The following is a 21533-nucleotide window of genomic DNA, read 5'->3' as shown; positions in this document are numbered from 1 at the left end:
AGGGTGCGGGTATTAGATTTGCGGAGCGCAGCTCAGGACGTGGGACTTGAGGAGAGCGCAAATGCGGGGGTCGCGACGGGTGAAGGCGTCGACGAGATCCTGGTGCTCCGCGGCGTAGGCGCGCGGCGCGGGGCTGAGCCAGCGGATGGAGAGGGTCGTCCAGACCTCGATACCGAGAGCCTCCCAGGCATGGAGGAGAACGGCGTTGTCCGCCGCGCGGACCAGCTCGTGGTGGAAGGCCACCGTATGCCTGACCTGGGCCTCGCTGTCGAGCGCCGCATCGGCCGCGCGCAGCGCGGCGACCTCGCGTTCGAGCGCGGCCGGCTCCGCGGCCAGCCGCTCCGCGGCCAGCTCGGCCGCGACCTGTTCGAGCCCGGCCCGCACCGGATAGCTCTCCCGCAGATCGGTTGCCGTCAGACTCCGTACGCGGACGCCCTTGTTCGGCGCGGACTCGATCAGCCGCAGCGTCTCCAGCTCCCGCAGCGCCTCCCGCACGGGAGTCTGGCTGACCTGGAGCTCCACCGCGATCCGGCGCTCCACGATCCGCTCGCCCGGCTTCCAGCGCCCGCTCACGATGCCTTCGAGGATGTGCTCGCGGATCTGCTCACGCAGGCTGTGGACGACCAGGTGCCGGTCGACGGCAGAAGCCATGGGGCACTCCTTCACGGTTTGCGTGACATAGACGATACGGCCAGGAAGCGACGGAGCCCCCGTCCCGGCAGGGACGGGGGCTCCGTCACGGGTGGTGGTACCGGACGGTCCTACAGGCCCAGCTCGACCTCGAACTCGCCCGCTTCCAGGATCTCCTTGACCGCCGTCAGGTAACGGGCGGCGTCCGCGCCGTCCACCAGGCGGTGGTCGTAGGAGAGCGTCAGGTACGTCATGTCGCGGACACCGATGACGGTGCCCTCCTCCGTCTCGATGACGGCCGGACGCTTGACCGTGGCACCGATGCCGAGGATCGCGACCTGGTTCGGCGGCACGATGATCGTGTCGAACAGCGCGCCGCGCGACCCGGTGTTGCTGATGGTGAAGGTCGCGCCGGACAGCTCGTCCGGGGTGATCTTGTTCGACCGGACCTTGCCCGCCAGGTCCGCCGTGGCCTTGGCGATGCCCGCCACGTTGAGGTCACCGGCGTGCTTGATGACCGGGGTCATCAGGCCCTTCTCGGAGTCCACCGCGATACCGATGCTCTCGGTGTCGAAGTAGGTGATCGTGCCCTCGTCCACGTTGATCCGGGCGTTGATGGCCGGGTGGGCCTTCAGCGCCTGGGCCGCCGCCTTCACGAAGAACGGCATCGGGGACAGCTTCACGCCCTCGCGGGCGGCGAAGGACTCCTTCGCCAGGCCGCGCAGCCGCATGATCCGGGTGACGTCGACCTCGACGACCGAGGACAGCTGCGCCTGCTCGTGCAGGGCCTTGACCATGTTGTCGCCGATGACCTTGCGGATCCGCGGCATCTTGACGGTCTGGCCGCGCAGCGGAGAAGCCTCCAGGGCGGGGGCCTTCTTCGCGGTGGACGCGGTCGCCTGCGGCGCCGGGGCGGCGGCCTTGGCGGCCTCCGCGGCGGCGAGCACGTCCTGCTTGCGGATCCGGCCGCCGACGCCGGTGCCGCGCACCGAGCCCAGGTCCACGCCGCTCTCCGAGGCGAGCTTGCGGACCAGCGGGGTCACGTAGGCGCCGTCGTCACCGCTGGTGGCGGCGGGCGCCGGGGCGGCCGGGGCCACCGGAGCGGGCGCGGGAGCCGGGGCGGGCGCGGGCTGCGACGGCGCCGGGTCGGGCGCCGGCGCGGTCTGCTGCTGCGGGGCCGGAGCCGTCGGGGCCTGCGGCGCCGGAGCGGGAGCCGCCGGGGCGGGTGCCGGAGCCGCCGGCTCGGGGGCCGCGGCGGGAGCCGGGGCCGCGGGGGCGGGCGCGGCGGCCGGAGCGGCACCGGCCGCGCCGACCACGGCCAGCTTCGCGCCGACCTCCGCGGTCTCGTCCTCCTGGACCAGGATCTCCAGCAGCGTGCCCGCCACCGGCGACGGGATCTCGGTGTCGACCTTGTCGGTCGAGACCTCCAGCAGCGGCTCGTCGGCTTCGACGCTCTCGCCGACCGCCTTCAGCCAGCGGGTGACGGTGCCCTCGGTGACGGACTCGCCGAGCGCGGGCAGCACCACATCGGTGCCGCTCGCGCCGCTGCCGCCGGTGGCCGCCTGCGCGGTCGGAGCGGGGGCGGGCGCCGCCTGCTCGGTGGAGGGGGCCGCCGCGGCGGGCTCCGGAGCGGCGGGGGCCGGCGTCGGCTCGGCGGCCGGGGCGGGCGCCTGCTCGGCGGCGGCGGGCGCGGGGGCGCCGCTGCCGTCGTCGATGACGGCCAGCTCGGCGCCGACCTCGACCGTCTCGTCCTCGGCGACCTTGATCGACGCGAGCACGCCGGACGCGGGGGAGGGGATCTCGGTGTCGACCTTGTCGGTCGAGACCTCGAGCAGCGGCTCGTCGGCCTCGACGCGCTCACCCTCGGCCTTCAGCCAGCGGGTGACGGTGCCCTCGGTCACGCTCTCGCCGAGCGCCGGCAGGGTTACGGAAACCGCCATGGTTGCGGTTACTCCTAACGATCTGTGCGGATGGGGTGGCGTGGAGGAGGGTCAGTCGTGCGAGTGCAGCGGCTTGCCCGCGAGGGCCAGGTGGGCCTCGCCGAGCGCCTCGCTCTGGGTCGGGTGCGCGTGGATGAGCTGCGCGACCTCGGCGGGCAGCGCCTCCCAGTTGTAGATGAGCTGGGCCTCGCCGACCTGCTCACCCATCCGGTCGCCGACCATGTGGACGCCGACGACGGCCCCGTCGCGCACCTGGACGAGCTTGACCTCGCCGGAGGTCTTGAGGATCTTGCTCTTGCCGTTCCCGGCCAGGTTGTACTTCAGGGTGACGACCTTGTCCGCGCCGTACAGCTCCTTGGCCTTCGCCTCGGTGATGCCGACGGAGGCGACCTCCGGGTGGCAGTACGTGACGCGCGGGACACCGTCGTAGTCGATCGGCACGGTCTTCAGACCGGCCAGCCGCTCCGCGACCAGGATGCCCTCGGCGAAGCCGACGTGCGCGAGCTGGAGCGTCGGGACCAGGTCGCCGACCGCCGAGATCGTCGGCACGTTGGTGCGCATGTACTCGTCGACCAGGACGTAGCCGCGGTCCATCGCGACGCCCTGCTCCTCGTACCCCAGGCCCTGCGAGACCGGGCCGCGGCCGATGGCGACCAGCAGCACCTCGGCCTCGAAGGTCTTGCCGTCGGCCAGGGTGACCTTCACGCCGTTGTCGGTGTACTCGGCGCTCTGGAAGAAGGTGCCCAGGTTGAACTTGATGCCGCGCTTGCGGAAGGCCCGCTCCAGCAGCTTGGAGCTGTTCTCCTCCTCGACCGGCACCAGGTGCGGCAGACCCTCGACGATCGTCACGTCGGTGCCGAAGGACTTCCACGCCGAGGCGAACTCGACGCCGATCACGCCGCCGCCCAGGATGATCGCCGACTGCGGTACCCGGTCCAGGACCAGGGCGTGGTCGGAGGAGATGATCCGGTTGCCGTCGATGGTCAGGCCCGGCAGCGACTTCGGTACGGAACCGGTCGCGAGCAGGACGTGCCGGCCCTGGATCCGCTGGCCGTTCACATCGACCGAGGTGGGGGAGGACAGCTTCCCCTCGCCCTCGATGTACGTCACCTTGCGCGATGCCACCAGGCCCTGCAGGCCCTTGTAGAGGCCCGCGATCACGTCGTCCTTGTACTTGTGGACGGCCGCGATGTCGATGCCCTCGAAAGTGGTGCGCACTCCGAACTGCTCGCTCTCGCGAGCCTGGTCCGCGATCTCACCGGCGTGCAGCAGCGCCTTGGTGGGAATGCAGCCGTTGTGCAGACAGGTGCCCCCGAGCTTGTTCTTCTCGATCAGGGCGACGTCCAGTCCCAGTTGCGCGGCACGCAGGGCAGCCGCGTAACCGCCACTGCCGCCACCGAGGATCACTAGGTCGAAAACGGTGCTGGCGTCGTTCGCCACGTCACGTCCTCCATGCATGGGTTCGCCGGAGCCGGTCCACCATGACCGGGCGGCGGCTGTAGTTCGGCCGCTTTGTCTCAAAGGGGGCCCTGTCGTGCCGATCCACATCTTCGCACTTGTTGGCGGCGGACGGGTCATCGGGCTGTGAGGTGAGACGCAGCAGATACGGACCGCGTACGGCCCCGGACATGACATCCGGGGCCGTACGTGACCGATCTCACCCGATCGGAGCAGGGTGGCGCGCGCCGGTCAGAGAAGATTCCCGTCCGCCGCCTGGTGGGCCAGGCTCACCAGGGTGCGCACCGCGGTGCCGGTGCCGCCCTTGGGGGTGTAGCCGAACGGCGCGCCCTCGTGGAAGGCCGGACCGGCGATGTCCAGGTGCGCCCAGGTGATGCCCTCGCCGACGAACTCCTTCAGGAACAGGCCGGCGATCAGGCCGCCACCGGGCCGTACGCCCATGTTCGCGATGTCCGCGGTCGGCGAGTCGAAGGTCTTGCGCAGCTCCTTGGGCAGCGGCATCGGCCAGGAGTCCTCGCCCGCGGCGAGCGCGGCGGTGTGGATCCGGGTACGGAAACCGTCGTCGTTCGACATGATGCCGAACCGGCCCTCGCCCAGCGCCAGCACCATCGCGCCGGTCAGCGTCGCCACGTCCACGATCGCGTCCGGCGCCTCCTCGGAGGCGCGCGCCAGCGCGTCGCCCAGCACCAGGCGGCCCTCGGCGTCGGTGTTGAGCACCTCCACCGTCTTGCCGCTGTACATCTTCAGCACGTCGCCCGGGCGGATGGCGTTGCCGCCCGGCATGTTCTCGGCCAGCGCGAGCCAGCCGGTCACATTGACCTCGAGGCCGAGCTTCGCGGTCGCCACGACCGCGGCGAACACGGCGGCGGCGCCGCTCATGTCGCACTTCATCGTCTCGTTGTGCCCCGGGGGCTTCAGCGAGATGCCGCCCGAGTCGTACGTGATGCCCTTGCCGACGAAGGCGAGGGTGCGGGTCGCCTTGGCGTGGGTGTACGCCACCCGCACCAGCCGCGGCGGGGTCGCCGAGCCCTGGCCGACGCCGAGGATGCCGCCGTAGCCGCCCTTGGTGAGGGCCTTCTCGTCGAGCACCTCGACCTTCAGGCCGTGCTCCTTGCCCGCGGCCTGCACCGCGGTGGCGAACGCCTTCGGGTTGAGGTCGTTGGGCGGGGTGTTGATCAGGTCGCGGGCCCGGTTGACCTCCGCGCCCACCGCGGCGGCGCGGGCCGCGGCGGCCTTGTGCGCCTTGTCACGCGGCTTCGCACCGGTCACGGCGACCTCGCCGAGCGTGCTCTTGCCGCTGTCGGCCTGATAGGCGGTGAACGCGTACGCGCCCAGCAGCGCGCCGGTCGCGACCGCCTCCAGGTCCGCCGCTTCGGCGGCGGGCAGCGCGAAGGCCGCCTTCTTCGCCCCGCTCAGGGCGCGGGCGGCGGCGCCGGCCGCGCGGCGCAGCGCCTCCGCGTCGAAGCCGGCGCCGTCCTCCGGGGCGTCGCCGAGGCCGACCGCGATCACCAGCGGGGCCTTCAGGCCGGCGGGGGCGGGCAGCTTGGTGACCTCACCGTCCGCGCCCGAGGCGCCCAGCGTCTCCAGTACGGCGGCGAGCTTGCCGTCGAACGCCTTGTCCACCGCTTCCGCCCCCGGTGCGACCTGGGGCCCCTTTGGACCCTTGGTCACGCCCACGACGACGGCGTCCGCACGCAACGCTGCGGCGGAGGAGGTACTGAGTGTCAGAGCAGTCACGGTGGAAGGAGTCCTATTCGGTCGAGGTCCTGTGCAGCGGCCGGTGGTTGGCCCGGCCTGGCCCGGGGCATCGTATTCCGCCACATCAGCGGGGCGGTACGGCCTCCGGCCCAAATCTACGCCTGCTCCCTCCTGCGGAGTGCGGTGCCTGATCCCCTGCCGGGGGTGCCCGATGCCTCCTGCGGAAAACGGTGCCCCTCAAGACATCAGGCACCCCCTTCCCGGAGGGGCGCCGCTCTCCGCGGGAGGGAGGGTCAGCGCAGGGCCAGGATGACGAGGGTGACGGTTGTCGCGACTTCTGCGAGGGCACCGAAAACGTCCCCGGTGACCCCACCGAAGCGGCGCCGGCACCGCCGCAGGAGAAGTTCGGAGCAGGCCAGGGCCACAGCGGCAGCGACCCCGCCGCGGAGAGAGGCGAGGGCGGCGCAGAGGAGGACGCACGCCCCGGCGAGGGCAAAGGCGAGGACCGGGGGGACGACACCGGCGACGGCGGCGCCGAGACCTCCGGGCCGGGCGGCGGGCACACCGCGCCGGGCGGCGAGGGTGAGGGCGGCCCGCCCGGTGACGGCGGACAGCACGGCGGCGGCGCACCCGTAGCGCCACCCGTCCCCGTAGCAGGAGGCGAGCGCGGCGACCTGGCCGAGCAGGACGAGGACGAGGACGAGCACCCCGAACGGCCCGATGTCCGACTGCTTCATGATCCGCAGCGCGTCCTGCGCGGGCTTGCCGCTGCCGAGCCCGTCCGCGGTGTCGGCGAGCCCGTCGAGGTGCAGCCCGCGGGTCGCGGCGGCGGGCACGGCCACGGCGCCGACCGCGGCCAGCAGCGGGCTCGCGCCGAGCGCGACCAGGACGCCGCCCACGACCGCGGCGCCGAACCCGATCACGGCGCCGACCAGCGGCGCGGCGAGCATCCCGCCGCGGGCCGCCGCCCGGTCCCACCGCCGTACCGTCACCGGCAGCACGCTGAGCGTGCCGAAGGCGAAGCGCAGGGCGTCGCCCGTCGTGGGGGCGGAGGGCGCGGGCTCGGTCACCGCGTGAGGCTATCGCGCCAGGTCAGCCGCGCGGGGGCCGCCCCGTACCGCTCGCGGCACGGTCGGTTCGGCCGGCGGGCGCCGACGGGCGGCGGGGGCGGCGGCGCCCGGCCCGCCAGGTCTCGGCGCCGAAGAGCAGCAGGACCGCCACGATCGCGGTGAGGTGCTCGCAGCCGGCCAGATTGGTGAGCGCGGCGACCTCGATGACCATGGCGAGGATCACGGCCCCCGCGGTCCACCAGGCGCGGTAGCGGCAGGCGACGTACACCGCGAGGGCGACCACGGCGGCGGACGGGCCGGTGTCGCGGCCGATGAGATCGGCGACGGGCAGACCGAGGAAGCCGTCGGGACCGACCCACAGGGAGTAGCGGGCGAAGGTCGTGCCGGCCAGCGTCGCGTAGAGGGCGATGCCCAGGCAGCGGGGAGCGCCGATCGCGGCCTCGGAGATCCCGAACACCACCACGACCTGGAGCAGCAGTCCCCAGACCGGCAGCGTCGGATCGGGCACGAACAGCGAGAGCGGGGTGCGCAGCAGCGCCTTCCACCAGGGCAGGGTGCAGTAGACGCCGCCGAGCCGGTCCACCCAGTCGCCCGGCCCCTGCGCGTGCTGGACGAGCTGGAGGGCGAGGATGCCCAGACAGGAGGAGGCGGTGAGGACGAGCGCGCGCGGGCCGCGCTCGCGCAGCCGGGCCCGTACGGCGTACGCCAGCGGTCCCCATTCGGCGCGCGCGAGATCCCGCAGCCGGTCGGCCGCGCCGCGCCTGTTCGTGCCCGGTGCCCCGGCGGGGCCCCTCACCTGGGGGCGAGCCGATCCTTGCGGCGCAGCGGCGACGGCATCCTGGGCGCTTCGAGGAAGCCTTCCGCGCGGGCGCCCGCGATGCCGATCCTGGGCAGTTCGCCGGCCTTGCCGAAGAGCAGATAGCGCGGTTCCCAGGCCGGGCGGAATTTGGCGTTGGCCCGGTACAGCGACTCGATCTGCCACCAGCGCGAGAAGAAGGTCAGCAGCGACCGCCACACCCGCAGCACGGGCCCGGCGCCGAGCCGTGAGCCGCGCTCGAAGACCGACCGGAACATGGCGAAGTTCAGCGAGATCCGCGCGACACCCACCTCGTCGGCGCGCCGGACGAGTTCGATCACCATGAATTCGATCAGCCCGTTGTCCGCGTCCCGGTCACGCCGCATCAGGTCCAGCGAGAGGCCGTGCGGCCCCCACGGCACCAGGCTCAGCAGCGCCCGCGGCACCCCGTCGCCGTCGTGGCACTCGACCATCACGCACTGCCCGTCGCCCGCGTCGCCGAGCCGCCCGAGCGCCATCGAGAAGCCGCGCTCGGTGGCGCCGTCCCGCCAGCGGTCGGCGCGCCGGAGCAGCTGCGCCATCTCGGCGGCCGGGATGTCGGAGTGCCGGCGGATCCGTACGGTGCAGCCGGAGCGCGCCACCCGGTTGTACGCCTGCCGGACCGTCCGCATCGCGCGGCCGTCGAGGGAGAAACCGGCGGTCCGTACGATCGCCTCGTCGCCCAGCTCCAGGGCGTCCAGGCCGTGCCGGGCGTAGACCGTACCGGCCTCTTCGCCCGCGCCCATCACGGCCGGCACCCAGGCGTGCGCGGCGGCCTCCGCGAGCCAGGCGTCGATGGCGCCCGGCCACGCCTCGGGGTCGCCGATCGGGTCGCCGGAGGCCAGCGAGACCCCGCCGAGCACCCGGTACGCGATGGCCGCCTTGCCACTGGGCGACCAGATGACGCTCTTGTCGCGGCGCAGCGCGAAGTAGCCGAGCGAGTCGCGTTCGCCGTGCTGCTCCAGCAGGAGGCGCAGCCGCTCCTCGTCCGCCGGGCACAGCAGGGCCCGGCCGCGCGGCGAGCGGAAGGCGACGAAGAGCACGAGCAGGAAGAGCAGGGCGCTCAGCGCGTTGATGACCACGTCCACCCAGCCGGGCGTGGAGATGGTCAGCGAACCGCTGTCGTCCGGCACGAGCGAGACCAGGCGCAGGACGGCGTAGCCGAGGCGGTCGGTGAAACCCGCGCCCTGGTCGCGGTCGGTGACGGTGACCAGGGCGGTGCCGAGCAGCGCCGCCAGCGGCAGGCCGGCCGCGGCCACCAGCGCGGCGTCGCGCGGATTGGCCGGGTCGCCCTTGGCGCGGAATTCGCCGCGCCCGGCGAGCAGGGCGGCCATGAAGCCGGCGGTCAGCGCCAGCGAGACCCAGTTCTGGGCGTGCCGGTGGATGTCCGGCCACACCATGCTGACCGAGAGCGCGGCCAGGAACACGCCGCACAGCACCAGGTTGAGGAGCCACGCGGCGCGCTTGCGGCGGCGCATCGTCACCGCGAGGAAGAGGGTGAAGGCGCCCGAGGTGAAGCCCGCGCCCAGCAGGTACGGGGTGAAGTAGTCCTCGACATTGTGGCGGCGGATGTCCTGGCCGAGGGAGACCCAGACGGCGCCCAGCAGATTCACGCAGGCGACGGCGCGCAGGTACCAGGTGGTGAAGGCGGCTGCGCGCCGCGAGCGTGGAGCGGGGTGCCGATTTCCCATGAGAGGGGATTTTATGACGTAATGCCCGATTTTTGGGTCAGGCGGGGCACCGCCGGTCTAGGTGGCGTCGGTCCCGGCCTCGGCTTCCGCTTCGGGCTCCGGATCGGCTTCCGGCTCTCCGGCTTCCTCGGGTTTCCCGGATTCCTCGGCTTTCCCGCCCGGGTGCGGGAGTTCGGCCGAGAGGGCGGCGGCGGCCTGGACGAGGGGGAGGGCGAGCAGCGAGCCGGTCGCGCCGCCGAAGTGCACGCCCTGGTCGAGCAGCGGTTCCAGCGAGATCCGGTCCAGTGCCTTCGCCTGGCCCGGCTCGCCGCTCGCGTGGCCGGCCAGCCACCAGTCGGGCGCCCGGAAGGCGATCCGCTGGGCGACGAGCGCGCACGCGGCGCTGACGACTCCGTCGAGCACCACCGGCAGCTTGCGTACCGCGGCCTGGAGCAGGAAGCCGGTCATCGCGGCGAAGTCGGCGCCGCCGACCGCGGCGAGCAGCGCGATCTGGTCGCCGAGCACCGGGCGGGCCCGGCGCAGCGCGTCACGGATCGCGGCGCACTTGCGCATCCAGGCGAGGTCGTCGATGCCGGAGCCGCGGCCGGTGACCACGGAGGCGTCCGTGCCGCACAGCGCGGCGATCAGTACGGCGGCGGGCGTCGTACCGCCGACGCTCAGGTCGCCCAGCAGCACCAGATCGGTACCCGAGTCCGCCTGGTCGTCGGCGACGGCCATGCCGACGCGGAACGCCTGCTCGGCCTCCTCGCGGGTGAGGGCGTCCTCAATGTCGATCCGGCCCGAGCCGCGGCGCACCCGGTGCGCGGTGACGTACTCCGGCAGGTCGGCCGGGTCGCAGTCCACCGCCATGTCGACGACCTCGACATGGGCGCCGTACTGGCGGGCCAGGACGCTCGCCGGCGCGGTGCCGTCGAGCACCGCCCTGACCAGGTCGCTCGTCGTACCCGCCGTCCTGGCCGATACGTCCAGGGCGGCGACGCCGTGGTCGGCCGCGAAGAGGATGGCGCGGGGCGCGGTGATCGGGCGGGTGGGGACCTGGCCCTGTACGGCGGCCAGCCAGTCCGCCAGTTCGGCGGCCTTGCCCAGGCCGCCCGCCGGGAGCAGCAGCTCCCGCCACCTTTCCTGCGAGTCCCGCCGGATGCCTGCGTCCGGGCGCTCCACCAAGGAGCCGAAGTCGTCCACGTCGATGCCGCTCACCCGCCGAACAGTACCGGTCGCCTCGCCGGCGCGGCCCCCAGGGTCACACCCCTGTCCCCGCACCTCGCGGAGTACGCCCCCCCTCCGGGGCCGCGGCCCCTACCCGCGCTCTGCGGAGGAGGGTGTCTGATCTCCTGCGGAGTGCGGTGCGTATTCGCCTGGCGGCGAGCGAGGTCTTTTTAGGGGCGCGGGGACGCGTGCTGCGCTGGCGGAAGTGGGTGCCCGATAGGGGCGCGGGGAACTGCGCGCCCAACCCCCACCGGCCCGGTGGTCGCAAAACAACAGCGTCTGCCCCGCTGGGGGCGGTTTTTTGCCTGAAGGCGCGCTACGGCTGAGCGCGCAGTTCCCCGCGCCCCTGAAGGGGCACCCTCCCTCCGCAGGAGACCTCAGGCACCCCCGGAGGGGCGCCGCACTCCGCAGGAGGCCGGCGCGGTCAGCGCAGGGGGAGGGGGAGGCCGGCGACGAGGAGAAGGACGGACTCACTGGCGGCAGCCAAAGAAGCGTTGAGGCGCCCCAGCTCGTCACGGAAGAGGCGCCCGGAGCCGGTGGAGGGGACCACGCCGGACCCGACCTCGTTGGAGACGGCGACAACGGTGCGCCGGGTGCGGCGCCAGGCATCGACAAGAGCCGAGGTCCGGGCACGGACAGGGTCGAGGGACGCCCCGGACTCCCACGCCCCAGCCCGGTCAAGAGCATCGGTCAACCACAGCCCGAGGCAGTCGATGAGCAGCGGCGGCCCTGAATCCTCCCCGAGCAACGGCACAAGATCACAGGTCTCCTCGGTGCGCCAGGACGACGGCCGCCGTTCGCGGTGCGCGGCCACCCGCCGCGCCCACTCGGCGTCACCCTCCCGCGCCCCGCCGGTCGCGACGTAGACGACGCCGGGGAAGCCGACGAGCCGCCGCTCGGCCTCGGCGGACTTGCCGGACCGGGCGCCGCCGAGCACGAGCGTGCGGCGCGGCACGTCCGGCACCTGCTGGTAGTCGCCGACGGCCAGCGTCGTACCGTCCGGGACGGCCCGCGCCCCGAGAGCGGCCAGCCGCCGGCCCAACTCGGGTTCCGGCGGCGCGTCGTGGCCGAGGTGGACGGCGACGACATCGGTCGTCGGCCCGACCGCCCCGGCGTCCCGCAGCCGGGCGAGCGCGTCCGGCCGGCCGACGGCGTCCAGCAGGACGAGGTCGTACGGCGGCCGACCGGCGGTGAGTCCGGCGGGCGCGCCGCCCGGCGGCAGATAGAGCACGCGCAGCCCGTCGGGCGACTCGACGGCGTAACCGGTGCCCGGCGCGTCCATGGCGACGGCCTCCACCTCGTGCCCGGTGATCAGCGTCAGCCGCTGGCCGTCGGGCACCCGGGCCGGCGCGGGCAGCCCGGCCGGGATCTCCACGGCGGGCCCGTCGTGCGGGTGCGAGAGCAGGACGAGCCGCAGCCCGCCGAGGGTGTGCCCGGCGCGCGCCGCGGCCAGCGCCACCCCGGGCGTGAGGTCGAGCAGCGCCACCCCGTCCACGAGCGCGGCGGTCGCACCGCGCGCGCCCGCGCCGACGGCGAGCGCACAGGCCGCGCAGGGACAGTCGGGCGCCGGCAGCCCCTCGGGCGCGCCGGTGCCGAGCAGAGTCAGTTCCACGTGACGATCGTCTCGCGTCCGGCCGCGACGGGCGCGCGGGGTCCGCCATGCGGTGACTCCCGATACGCTGCGGTGCAGGCGGCACGCACCCTGTGACCGCCGCTGACGGCGGCGGGTACGGCAGGCGCGCGGGCGGCACGGTGGACCGACGGGACCGAGGAGAGACACATATGGCGTGGACGTGGCGGTTCGAGAAGGCCGACGGCACCGAGGTGCAGCCCGCGGTGCAGCCCGACGAGTTCACCACGCAGGGGGACGCGGAGTCCTGGGTGGGCGAGGTCTGGAAGGACCTGCTGGAGGGCGGTACCGACCAGGTGCACCTGTACGACGGTGACACCAAGATCTACGGCCCGATGAGCCTGCGCGGCGACGAGGACTGACCCCGCGTCCCGGACGCGACGACGGCGGCGCCGTACCCCACTCGGGGTACGGCGCCGCCGTCCGCGTACCGGCTCAGAGGGAGCCGGGGTACCGGCTCAGAGGGAGCCGGGGTACCGGCTCAGAGCGAGCCGAGCGTGACCTCGGCGGACCCGCTGTCGCCGTCCCGCCGGTATGCGACCTTCACCTTGTCGCCGGGCTTGTACGAGGCCAGCGCCTCGGTGAGGCTCTGCGCGGTGGTGATGTCCGTGCCGCCGAGCCGGGTGATCACATCGCCCGCCCGCAGTCCCGCCTTGTCGGCCGCGCCGCCCGAGGTGACCTTGACGATCGCGGCGCCCGCCGGCTGGAGACCGTTGTCCACCACGCCGCGGACGGTGATGCCGAGCGCGGCCCGGCCGGAGTCGGTGACCTTGCCGTCCTTGATGATCTGGTCGGCGATCCGCTTGACCGTCGAGGCCGGGATCGCGAAGCCGATACCGGGGGCGGCGCCGCTGCCGAGCTGCGGGTCGGTGGCGGCGAGCGTCGGGATGCCGACGACCTCGTTGCCGAGGTCGACCAGCGCGCCGCCGCTGTTGCCGGGGTTGATCGCCGCCGACGTCTGCACCATGTCGGGGATGGTCGCGCCCGTCCCGCCGCCGGTGGCGCCCTCGCTGACGGTCCGTCCGGTCGCCGAGACGATGCCCTGGGTGACGCTGCTCGACAGGCCCAGCGGATTGCCCATCGCCAGCACGATCTGGCCGACCGCCACCTTCGCCGAGTCGGCGAAGGTGGCGGGGCGCAGGCCGTTCGGCGGTGACGACAGCTTGATGACGGCGAGGTCCCCCGCCGGGTAGGCGGCGACCAGGGTCGCGTCGAGCGGCCGGCCGCCGGTGGCCAGCGAGACCTGGAAGGACTTGGCGTCGCCGACGACATGGGCGTTGGTGACGATGTCGCCCTTGTCGTCGTAGACGACGCCCGAGCCGAGGTCGGAGTCGGTGGTGATCTGCACGACCGACGGCAGCACCGCCTTCACGGTGTCCTGGTAGGCGGTCTGGAGATCGTTCGCGCCCGCCGCGGGCGACGACTCGGCCGCCGGGTGCGCGGCCACCGGGCTCCGGTCCGCCTGGTGGGAGGCACTGTCCTTGCCGGAGGAGTCCGAGCTGCAGCCCGTGGCGAGCAAGGCCACCGCGAGCGCGGCGGCGCCGGGCAGCAGGACACGGGACCGGAGGGTACGCGATCGACTCATGCCCCGAATTGTTCCTTTCGGCCGCCCCCGCCACCCGTTCCGCGCGGCCAACCGGGTGCCCCTCCCGTACGGCTACGATCCCGGCCGCATGCCTACGGGGACGGCCCCGACCGTAGGGGACCGCCTCAACCCGCCCGGGACCGCCTCAACCGCGCACGGCGGCCAGGCACTCGTCGTACAGGTCGAGCAACTCGCCCTCGCCGTCCCGGTCGACCCACGCCATCGAGGCGGCGTCCAGGCAGGCGAATGCCGTCGCGACGACCGCGCGGGCCCGGGCGTCGGTGCGGGCCCCGCCGTCCGTAGCGCCGCCGGCGGCGGCCAGCCGCGGCTCGACCAGCGGCAGCAGCTCCTCCTGGAAGCGCAGCCGCTTCTCCAGCCAGCCCGCGCGCAGCGAAGCGGTGGTGTGCAGCAGCCGGAAGCGGCGCAGCGCCTGGTCGCGGCTGTCGTGCAGGTCGAGGACGGCCGCGACGCCCGCGCGCAGCGCCGTCCAGACGTCGGTGTCGGCGGGCAGCGCGCCGATCGTCTCGGTCAGGACGGCGCCGAAACGTTCCTGGCCGCCGCCGAGCAGCTCCTCCTTGCCGCCGAAGTAGCGGAACAGGGTGCGCTGGGAGACGCCGGCCTCGCGGGCGATCTGGGCGACCGTCGTCGCGTCGTAGCCCTGCTCGGTGAACAGCCGCAGCGCGGTGTCGAGGATCTCCCGCGAGGCCAGCTGCCGCGTCCGGTCCCACAAGGTGGCCGGTCCGCCCGTCGTCGCCCTGGTGTCGCCCGTCATGGGCCCAGCCTATCCGGGTGCTGCCACGATGGCATGCGCTAGCAGTTTGGCAGTGACTGCCAAACGGGCGTACGCTGCCAGGGAAGGGCCACCCCGACGAAGGAGAACGTCATGTCCGCACCCGCAGCGTTGATCACCGGCGGCACCAGCGGCATCGGCCGGGCGACCGCTGAGCTGCTCCACTCCCGCGGCCACCGCGTCATGGTCACCGGCACGGGCGGCACGACGCCCGAGGGGCTGCCCGCGGACATCGCCGTCGTCCGCGCCGACGCCCGCTCGCTGCCCGGCCTCGACCGGCTGATGGAGCGGGTGAAGGCCGACCTCGGCGCGCTGGACGTGCTCTTCCTCAACGCGGGCGTCTCCCGCCCCGGCCCGCTGGAGTCGACCGACGAGGCCGCCTACGACGAGCTGTTCGACACCAACGTCAAGGGCACCTTCTTCACCCTGCAAAAGGCGCTTCCGCTGCTCAAGGACGGCGCCTCGGTCGTCGTGACCGTCGGCGCGGGCGAGGGGATCGGCGCGGCCACGACCGCGGCGAAGGGCGCGCTGCTACCCCTGGTGCGGTCCCTCGCGCTTGAGTTGGCCCCGCGCCGCATCCGGGTCAACGCCGTCAGCCCGGGCATGATCGACACCCCCGCCTACGCCAGGCTCGGCATCACCCGGGACATGCTCGACACCTGGGCCGCCGACGTACCGCTCGGCCGGGTCGGCGCCCCCGCCGACATCGCGGAGGCCGTCGCCTTCCTCGCCTCGGACGCGGCCGGCTACATCACCGGCGACGAACTGGTCGTCTCCGGCGGTCTCGGAGTGCACGCCAGGGCCTGACGCCGACGCCGGAAAGAGCCGGGCGGGCGGCTACGTACGCGTCCCGCACAGATGCAGCAGCGCGGCCACCGCCCGGTACGGATCGGTGCGCCCCGCGGCCTCCTCGGCGTCCAGCAGCCCGGCCATCTCGCGGGGGTCGGACGGTACGGGGGCACTGTCGGGCACGGCGTCGGTGAAGACGCGCACCCCGTACCAGCCCTGGAGCGGCACCCCGATCCCGGCCAGGATCGCGGTCAGCGGCTCGCGCCGGTCGGCGCGCGTGGCGAGCCCGAGCCGGTTGGTGTACGCATCGGCGCCGAAGGCGCCCAGCGCCCCCGGCCAGTCGCCGAGCAGCCCCGGCCGCATGGCCAGCGCGTCGCCGTTGCGCACCAGCAGCGACAGCATCCCGCCGGGCGCCAGCACCCGGGCCAGCGCGGCGAGCAGCGGCTCCGGGTCGGGCACGTACATCAGGACGCCGTGGCACAGCACGACGTCGAAGCAGGCGGGCCCGAAGTGCCGGCCGGTCTGCCGGCCGTCGCCGCTCAGCAGCGCCATCCGCTCGCGCACCTCCGGCGGTTCCTCGGCGACGGCGGCGCGCAGCGTGGACAGCATCACCGGGTCGGACTCCAGGCCGGTGACGACATGGCCCGCGCGGGCCAGCCGCAGCGACTGGGTGCCCTGTCCCGGGCCGATGTCCAGCACCCGCAGCGACCGGCGGCGGCCGTGCGCGCCGCCGCTCGGCGGGAAGTGCGCCGCGAGCTGTTCGTCGAGCTGCCGCGCCACCAGCTCCTGGCGGACCGTGTTCCGCAGTCCGCCGAGCCCGGCGAGCCAGTTCGCCGCGCCGCCGGTGAAACCGCCCGAGCCGGGCGCGGGCGGCAGTTCACCCAGCGGCACACCGCCGGCCGGGGTGCCGAGGCCGCTGCCGTATCCGGCGCCCCTGGGCGCGCTGATGCCCGGCACCGGGACGTCCGGGACCCGGGCGCCGGGCACGTCCGGCCCCGGGGAGCCCGGTGCCGTGAGGTCGGGCCCGGGAAAGTCGGGCGGGCCGAATCCGGCCCAGCCTTCGCCGTTCAGAGCTTGACGCCGCGCTGTACCTGCGGCTTGGGCAGCCGCATCCGCCGCATCTGGAGGGTGCGCATCAGCCCGTAGGCGACGGCGCCCTTGTGACTCTTGTCGGGGAAGCGGGCGCGCAGCTGGCCGCGCAGCCGTACCGCGGTGATCACCGAGTCCACGACGATGGCCACGATCACGACCAGCCACAGCAGCAGCGACAGGCTCTGCAGCGAGCCGATGATGCTCATGATCAGGATCAGCACCGCGATCGGCAGGAAGAACTCCGCCACCCGGAAGCGCGAGTCCACGTAGTCCCGGGCGAACTTCCGCACCGGACCCTTGTCCCTTACGGGGAGGTAGCGCTCGTCGCCGCCGGCCAGCGCCTGGCGCTGCTTGGCCATCTCCGTCCGCCGGGCGTCGCGGGCCTGCCGCGCCGCCGACTTGCGGTCGGTGGGCGCCGTGGCGGCCTTGCGGCGCTGGCTCTGGGCCTCACTGCGCTTGGGCGTGGGGCGACCCTTGGGAGCCTGCGGGTCACGTACCTGGTCGTCGAGCACCGCGGTGGTGGTCGAGACCTGCTCATCTTCGGAACGACGTCGGAACACACCTCCAGGTTACGTGGTCCGCGGCCCCGCCCCCAGCCCCTCACCTACTCCTTGGGCCTGAGGTCACCGAACCGTGATCGTCCCTACGGATGACCGCATCCGCGCCCGAACAGTGCGGTAATGGAACCAGGGCCCGTAGGCTGGGGTCTGTAGAGGTGCTGAGGCATGCTGGAGCAGTTGCCGGAGAAGGGGGCGCGCGAGGCCCATGAGCGGTGTCATGAAGCGGATGGGACTGATTTTCCGCGCGAAGGCCAACAAGGCCCTGGACAGGGCCGAGGACCCGCGCGAGACGCTCGACTACTCGTACCAGAAGCAGCTCGAACTGCTGCAGAAGGTACGGCGGGGCGTGGCGGACGTCGCCACCTCCCGCAAGCGGCTGGAACTGCAGCTCACCGAGCTGCAGAAGAAGTCCGCCACCTACGAGGACCAGGGCCGCAAGGCGCTTGCGCTGGGCCGTGAGGACCTGGCCCGCGAGGCGCTCTCGCGCCGGGCCGCGCTCCAGCAGCAGGTCGCCGACCTGGAGACGCAGCACACCACGCTCCAGGGCGAGGAGGAGAAGCTCACGCTCGCCTCCCAGCGGCTGCAGGCCAAGGTGGATGCCTTCCGTACGAAGAAGGAGACCATCAAGGCCACGTACACCGCGGCCCAGGCGCAGACGCAGATCGGCGAGGCGTTCTCCGGCATCTCCGAGGAGATGGGCGACGTCGGCATGGCGATCCAGCGTGCCGAGGACAAGACCGAGCAGCTCAAGGCCCGCGCGGGGGCGCTGGACGAACTGCTGGCCTCGGGTGCGCTGGACGACCCGAGCGGTCTGGCCAAGGACGACATCCAGGCCGAGCTCGACCGGCTCTCCGGTGGCAGTGACGTCGAGCTGGAACTCCAGCGGATGAAGGCCGAACTGGCCGGCGGCAGCGCGCCGCAGGCGATCGAGGGCGGCCAGGGCAACCAGTCGGCCCAGTCGCAGCCGCAGGACGCCCCGCGGTTCGACAAGCAGTAGCGGGCAGCGGGCGAGCGGCAGACCGGCGTCAGCGGGAAATCAGCGTCAGCGGGGCTACGGAGGAGGCCGTCATGATCGTGCGGATCATGGGGGAGGGCCAGATCGGACTCGACGAGAGCCATCTCGTCGAGCTGAACAAGCTCGACGACGAGTTGCTCGCCGAGATCCAGCGCGGCGACGAGGAGGGCTTCCGGCGCACGCTGGGCGCTCTGCTCGACGCGGTCCGCCGGCTCGGCGAGCCGGTGCCGGACGACTCCCTGGAGCCGTCCACGCTCATCCTGCCGTCGCCGGACGCGACCCTCGAAGAGGTGCGCGGCCTGCTCAACGACGACGGTCTGATCCCGGGCTGACGGCGGCCCGCGGGCCGGCGGCGGCCTGCCGGACGGGTACGGGACGCGCCGGGCTTCCCGTACGGTTGGCTACCGTGCAGTATCCGTATCCGCCGAGGAATCCTCTCGTGGGCCCGCGCCGTTGGCTGCGGGCGCATCAGGGGACCGCCGACGCGGGACTGGCCGCCGTCGTCCTCGCGGTGATCCTGGCCGGGACCGTGGCGGGCATCCAGGCGTACCGGCTCGGCGTCGTGGACACCGCGCTGGCCGCGCTGGCCTGCGGATCGCTGGTGCTGCGCCGCCGGGCGCCGTGGGCCGTACTGGGCTTCACCTGTCTGCTGTCCGTGGTGTTCATCGTGCTGCGCCCGCTCGACGGCCGGATCCCGGTCGTCCTCGCCGTGGCGCTCGCCCTGTGCACGGTCGCGGCCCGCACTGACCGGCACACCACCTGGCTGACCGGACTGCTGGTCTGCGTCGGACTGACCGCGCTCGCCATGTCCTTCGGCCCCGGGCCCTGGTACGGGCAGTCCAACTTCGCCGTCTTCGCCTGGACGGGCATGGCCGCCGCGGCCGGTGACGCCGCCCGCAGCCGCCGCGCGTACGTCGCCGCCGTCGAGGAACGGGCGCTGCGCGCCGAGCGCAGCCGCGAGGAGGAGGCCAAGCGGCGGGTGGCCGAGGAGCGGATGCGGATCGCCCGTGAGCTGCACGACGTGGTCGCCCATCACATCGCCCTGGTCAATGTGCAGGCCGGGGTCGCCGCACACGTCATGGACAACCGTCCCGACCAGGCCAAGCAGGCCCTCGCGCACGTCCGCGAGGCGAGCCGCTCGGCACTGCACGAACTGCGCGCCACCGTCGGCCTGTTGCGCCAGTCCGGCGAGCCCGAGGCCCCGATGGAACCGGCACCGGGCCTGGCCGTGCTCGACCAGCTCCTCGACGGCTTCCTGCGGGCGGGGCTGCGGGTGACCGTGGAATGCGTCGTGGAGGAAGGGACGGAAGGAACGGAAGGCGAGGAGCCCGCGGACAGGGCCGAGGACGCGGGCGACCGCCCCACGACCCCGCTGCCCGCGAGCGTCGACCTCACCGCCTACCGCGTCATCCAGGAATCGCTGACGAATGTGCAGAAGCACGCGGGCCCGGGCGCGGGCGCGGTCGTCCGCATCCGCCGTGAACCCCGCGCGCTCGAAGTGGTGGTGGACGACGACGGCGCTCCCGGCACGGCCGCCTCGCTGCTCCCGTCGCCCGCCCTGCCCGCGCCCCGGCGCGGCTCGGGCGACGCGGTGCTGCCGCCCGGCATCCCCTGCCCGGCCGACCCGCCGGACGGCACCTCGGGCGGGCACGGCCTGCTCGGCATGCACGAGCGGGCCAGCGCGCTGGGCGGGATGTGCCGCACCGGCGCCCGGCCCGGCGGCGGCTTCCGGGTCTGGGTGCGGCTGCCGCTGACCGCGCCGCCGGAGCCTCCACCGGCAGCCGCACCCGCACAGAACCCGGTGTCCGGCGGCACCGGATGAGCGCGGTGGAGGAGCGGCCGGCACGGCCGCGGGCAGGGGACCGCCCGCTGCGGGTCGTGCTCGCCGACGACCAGGCGCTGCTGCGCGGCGCGCTGCGCGTCCTGGTCGAGTCCGAGCCGGACATGGAGGTGGTCGGGGAGGCCACCGACGGCGCCGAGGCGGTCGAACTGGCCAGGACCGCCGGCCCCGACGTGGTGCTGATGGACATCCGCATGCCCCGGACCGACGGTCTCGCCGCCACCCGGGAGATCACCGCCGACCCGGCGCTGAACGGGGTCGCGGTGCTGGTGCTGACCACCTTCGAGGCCGACGAGTACGTGGTGCAGGCGATCCTCGCCGGGGCCGCGGGCTTCCTCGGCAAGGGCGCCGAGCCGGCCGAACTCCTCGGCGGCATCAGGACGGTGGCGGCCGGGGACGCGCTGCTGTCGCCGTCCGCGACCAAGTCGCTGATCGCCCGCTTCGTGTCGCAGCAGCACGGTGACGCCGGGGCGGTCGCGGTCTCCGGGCTCGACGCGCTCACCGTGCGCGAGCGCGAGGTGCTGGTCGAGGTGGCGGGCGGGCTGTCCAACGCGGCGATCGCCGTACGGCTCGGCGTCAGCCCGCTCACGGTCAAGACGCACATCAACCACACCATGGCCAAGCTCGCCGCCCGCGACCGCGCCCAACTGGTCGTCGCCGCCTACGAGTCGGGCCTGGTCCGCCCGCACCCGCGCTGAGCCCGCGCCGTACGCCCGGCGCCCGGAGGCGAGGCGCACGGGGCCGAGGTGCCCGGGGCCGGGGTCCCCGGGGCAGGGGCGCCCGGCGAAAAGACGCACGGCGGAGAAGTGCTCAGAGGAAATCCTCGGACGGGATGTACGGCATCGGCGGCCGCATGCCGCGCAGGCACACATAGCCGGCGTTGGTGATCTCCAGGCCCGCCGCGATCCCCACGTCCAGCGCCCAGTCCTGCTCGGCGGTCAGCCGGTCGACGCGGGCGGCCGTACCCTCGGGCACGCTGAGCAGCGCGGCCGTCAGCAGCCGGGCGGCCAGCCGCCGCGAGGTCGCCGCGAGCAGTTCGACGCTGCCGCCGCGCAGATAGCAGTAGCCGCTGCCCGCCAGGTCGTCCACCACGAACAGCCGGTGGTGGCGCAGCAGTTCCTCGTGGTCGGCGCCGTGCGCGCCGCCGCGCGTCCTGCGGTCGAGGGAGTCCATCAGGTCGCGGTGGCGCACCGTGCCCTCGTGCACCGCGCCGTCCGGCGGCTTGAGCCCCGAGGCGTCCACCGGCCCGGTCAGCCGCATCGCGGGATGCAGCGTGAAGCCGGCCCTGCGGTACGTACGGGCCGCCACCGGGTGGCGCGAGCCGCAGATGATGCCGCGCAGACACGCCCTGCCGTGCACCAGCGCCCGGGCCAGCAACGCCTTGCCGACGCCCTTGCCCTGCGCGCCCGGCACCACGGCCAGCAGCGACAGGCCCCAGGTGCCCTCGCGCCGGGTGGACAGCACCGCGCCCGCCGGGCCCGCGGTCTCGTCCTCGATCAGCCAGCAGCCGCCGGGATCGGTGCGCGCCAGGTGCCGGGTGACGCTGTGCCGCGCGGCGATCTCCTCGGCCGTCGCCGGGCCGTCCGGAGCCTCGCCCTTCAGGATGTGCGAGGCGCCGAAGGCGGCGGACGAGATCACCCGCACGACTTCGGCGTCCTCCTCGTCGTCGCGTACCGGTCGAAGGATCACCCCTCCATCATCGCG

General features: G+C 73.8%; 20 protein-coding genes. 6 read left to right on the top strand and 14 right to left on the bottom strand.

The genetic code is table 11. From position 1 onward, the window contains the following. Positions 1–12 precede the first annotated feature (12 nt). The 9 genes from BM076_RS13435 to BM076_RS13390 all read right to left on the bottom strand — a co-directional run bounded on the left by BM076_RS13435 (position 13) and on the right by BM076_RS13390 (position 12140). Positions 13–651: a GntR family transcriptional regulator gene (locus BM076_RS13435; protein WP_093713735.1), complete on the bottom strand. Its 639-nt coding sequence runs from the start codon at positions 649–651 to the stop codon at positions 13–15. A 110-nt stretch (positions 652–761) separates the two neighbouring features. Continuing rightward, a complete protein-coding gene (gene sucB, locus BM076_RS13430) occupies positions 762–2570 on the bottom strand; it encodes a 2-oxoglutarate dehydrogenase, E2 component, dihydrolipoamide succinyltransferase (protein ID WP_093713734.1) in 1809 nt (602 codons plus the stop codon). A 51-nt stretch (positions 2571–2621) separates the two neighbouring features. After that, positions 2622–4010, bottom strand: coding sequence for a dihydrolipoyl dehydrogenase (lpdA, locus tag BM076_RS13425; protein WP_093713733.1), 1389 nt, complete (start codon positions 4008–4010; stop codon positions 2622–2624). A 249-nt stretch (positions 4011–4259) separates the two neighbouring features. After that, complete coding sequence (locus BM076_RS13420) at positions 4260–5765, bottom strand: leucyl aminopeptidase (protein ID WP_093713732.1); 1506 nt, start codon at positions 5763–5765, stop codon at positions 4260–4262. A gap of 254 nt (positions 5766–6019) precedes the next feature. Beyond that, entirely contained in the window at positions 6020–6796 is a 777-nt protein-coding gene (locus BM076_RS13415) for an adenosylcobinamide-GDP ribazoletransferase (RefSeq protein ID WP_093713731.1), read from the bottom strand. Between the two features lie 22 nt (positions 6797–6818). Then, positions 6819–7592 carry a hypothetical protein gene (locus BM076_RS36590; RefSeq protein ID WP_245796032.1) on the bottom strand — a complete coding sequence of 258 codons (774 nt, stop codon included), beginning with the start codon at positions 7590–7592 and terminating at the stop codon, positions 6819–6821. Next, on the bottom strand, positions 7589–9322 hold the full coding sequence (locus BM076_RS13400; RefSeq protein ID WP_093713729.1) for a phosphatidylglycerol lysyltransferase domain-containing protein: 1734 nt from the start codon (positions 9320–9322) through the stop codon (positions 7589–7591). The genes BM076_RS36590 and BM076_RS13400 overlap by 4 nt, the downstream gene beginning before the upstream one ends. Positions 9323–9379: 57 nt before the next feature. Then, positions 9380–10519, bottom strand: a complete 1140-nt coding sequence (gene cobT, locus BM076_RS13395; RefSeq protein ID WP_093713728.1) for a nicotinate-nucleotide--dimethylbenzimidazole phosphoribosyltransferase — start codon at positions 10517–10519, stop codon at positions 9380–9382. Positions 10520–10952: 433 nt separating this feature from the next. Beyond that, entirely contained in the window at positions 10953–12140 is a 1188-nt protein-coding gene (locus BM076_RS13390) for a bifunctional adenosylcobinamide kinase/adenosylcobinamide-phosphate guanylyltransferase (protein WP_093713727.1), read from the bottom strand. Between the two features lie 170 nt (positions 12141–12310). Between BM076_RS13390 and BM076_RS13385 the strand changes: the two genes are divergently transcribed. After that, a complete protein-coding gene (locus BM076_RS13385) occupies positions 12311–12520 on the top strand; it encodes a hypothetical protein (protein ID WP_093713726.1) in 210 nt (69 codons plus the stop codon). Positions 12521–12639: 119 nt separating this feature from the next. Here BM076_RS13385 and BM076_RS13380 read toward each other — a convergent pair whose 3' ends face one another. Together BM076_RS13380 and BM076_RS13375 are read right to left on the bottom strand one after the other, a co-directional pair. Continuing rightward, the gene (locus BM076_RS13380; protein WP_093713725.1) at positions 12640–13743 is read right to left on the bottom strand and encodes a S1C family serine protease; all 1104 of its coding nucleotides are present in this window, start codon (positions 13741–13743) and stop codon (positions 12640–12642) included. A 145-nt stretch (positions 13744–13888) separates the two neighbouring features. Beyond that, on the bottom strand, positions 13889–14515 hold the full coding sequence (locus BM076_RS13375; RefSeq protein ID WP_093713724.1) for a TetR/AcrR family transcriptional regulator: 627 nt from the start codon (positions 14513–14515) through the stop codon (positions 13889–13891). Positions 14516–14626: 111 nt separating this feature from the next. Between BM076_RS13375 and BM076_RS13370 the strand changes: the two genes are divergently transcribed. Next, the gene (locus BM076_RS13370) at positions 14627–15340 is read left to right on the top strand and encodes an SDR family NAD(P)-dependent oxidoreductase (RefSeq protein WP_093713723.1); all 714 of its coding nucleotides are present in this window, start codon (positions 14627–14629) and stop codon (positions 15338–15340) included. A 30-nt stretch (positions 15341–15370) separates the two neighbouring features. Here BM076_RS13370 and BM076_RS13365 read toward each other — a convergent pair whose 3' ends face one another. Further along, positions 15371–16105 (bottom strand): class I SAM-dependent methyltransferase, encoded by a 735-nt coding sequence (locus tag BM076_RS13365; protein ID WP_093713965.1) that lies wholly within the window; start codon positions 16103–16105, stop codon positions 15371–15373. A gap of 284 nt (positions 16106–16389) precedes the next feature. Beyond that, positions 16390–16974, bottom strand: a complete 585-nt coding sequence (locus BM076_RS13360) for a DUF3043 domain-containing protein (RefSeq protein ID WP_093713722.1) — start codon at positions 16972–16974, stop codon at positions 16390–16392. 205 nt (positions 16975–17179) lie between these two features. Between BM076_RS13360 and BM076_RS13355 the strand changes: the two genes are divergently transcribed. From BM076_RS13355 to BM076_RS13340, 4 genes are all read left to right on the top strand, one after another. Continuing rightward, the gene (locus BM076_RS13355; RefSeq protein WP_093713721.1) at positions 17180–17971 is read left to right on the top strand and encodes a PspA/IM30 family protein; all 792 of its coding nucleotides are present in this window, start codon (positions 17180–17182) and stop codon (positions 17969–17971) included. Between the two features lie 71 nt (positions 17972–18042). Beyond that, positions 18043–18321 carry a PspA-associated protein PspAA gene (gene pspAA, locus BM076_RS13350; protein ID WP_093713720.1) on the top strand — a complete coding sequence of 93 codons (279 nt, stop codon included), beginning with the start codon at positions 18043–18045 and terminating at the stop codon, positions 18319–18321. A gap of 107 nt (positions 18322–18428) precedes the next feature. Beyond that, positions 18429–19811, top strand: a complete 1383-nt coding sequence (locus tag BM076_RS13345; RefSeq protein WP_093713719.1) for a sensor histidine kinase — start codon at positions 18429–18431, stop codon at positions 19809–19811. Then, positions 19808–20527 carry a response regulator transcription factor gene (locus BM076_RS13340; protein WP_093713718.1) on the top strand — a complete coding sequence of 240 codons (720 nt, stop codon included), beginning with the start codon at positions 19808–19810 and terminating at the stop codon, positions 20525–20527. The genes BM076_RS13345 and BM076_RS13340 overlap by 4 nt, the downstream gene beginning before the upstream one ends. 112 nt (positions 20528–20639) lie before the next feature. Here BM076_RS13340 and BM076_RS13335 read toward each other — a convergent pair whose 3' ends face one another. Continuing rightward, positions 20640–21518 (bottom strand): GNAT family N-acetyltransferase, encoded by an 879-nt coding sequence (locus BM076_RS13335; protein WP_093713717.1) that lies wholly within the window; start codon positions 21516–21518, stop codon positions 20640–20642. Positions 21519–21533: the final 15 nt, after the last annotated feature.

Origin of the sequence: Actinacidiphila alni, assembly GCF_900112845.1 — a bacterium.
In the GTDB taxonomy this organism is placed as follows: Bacteria; Actinomycetota; Actinomycetes; order Streptomycetales; family Streptomycetaceae; genus Actinacidiphila; species Actinacidiphila alni.
The sequence above is the reverse complement of the archived record's forward strand: the minus strand, read 5'-3'. Positions and strand labels throughout refer to the sequence as shown.

Bases quoted from the DNA above. Each gene is read 5' to 3' on its own strand.
- BM076_RS13435 (WP_093713735.1), bottom strand. From the start codon at position 651: ATGGCTTCTGCCGTCGACCGGCACCTGGTCGTCCACAGCCTGCGTGAG.
- sucB (WP_093713734.1), bottom strand. From the start codon at position 2,570: ATGGCGGTTTCCGTAACCCTGCCGGCGCTCGGCGAGAGCGTGACCGAG.
- BM076_RS13400 (WP_093713729.1), bottom strand. From the start codon at position 9,322: ATGGGAAATCGGCACCCCGCTCCACGCTCGCGGCGCGCAGCCGCCTTC.
- BM076_RS13385 (WP_093713726.1), top strand. From the start codon at position 12,311: ATGGCGTGGACGTGGCGGTTCGAGAAGGCCGACGGCACCGAGGTGCAG.
- BM076_RS13380 (WP_093713725.1), bottom strand. From the start codon at position 13,743: ATGAGTCGATCGCGTACCCTCCGGTCCCGTGTCCTGCTGCCCGGCGCC.
- BM076_RS13375 (WP_093713724.1), bottom strand. From the start codon at position 14,515: ATGACGGGCGACACCAGGGCGACGACGGGCGGACCGGCCACCTTGTGG.
- BM076_RS13370 (WP_093713723.1), top strand. From the start codon at position 14,627: ATGTCCGCACCCGCAGCGTTGATCACCGGCGGCACCAGCGGCATCGGC.
- BM076_RS13355 (WP_093713721.1), top strand. From the start codon at position 17,180: ATGAGCGGTGTCATGAAGCGGATGGGACTGATTTTCCGCGCGAAGGCC.
- pspAA (WP_093713720.1), top strand. From the start codon at position 18,043: ATGATCGTGCGGATCATGGGGGAGGGCCAGATCGGACTCGACGAGAGC.
- BM076_RS13340 (WP_093713718.1), top strand. From the start codon at position 19,808: ATGAGCGCGGTGGAGGAGCGGCCGGCACGGCCGCGGGCAGGGGACCGC.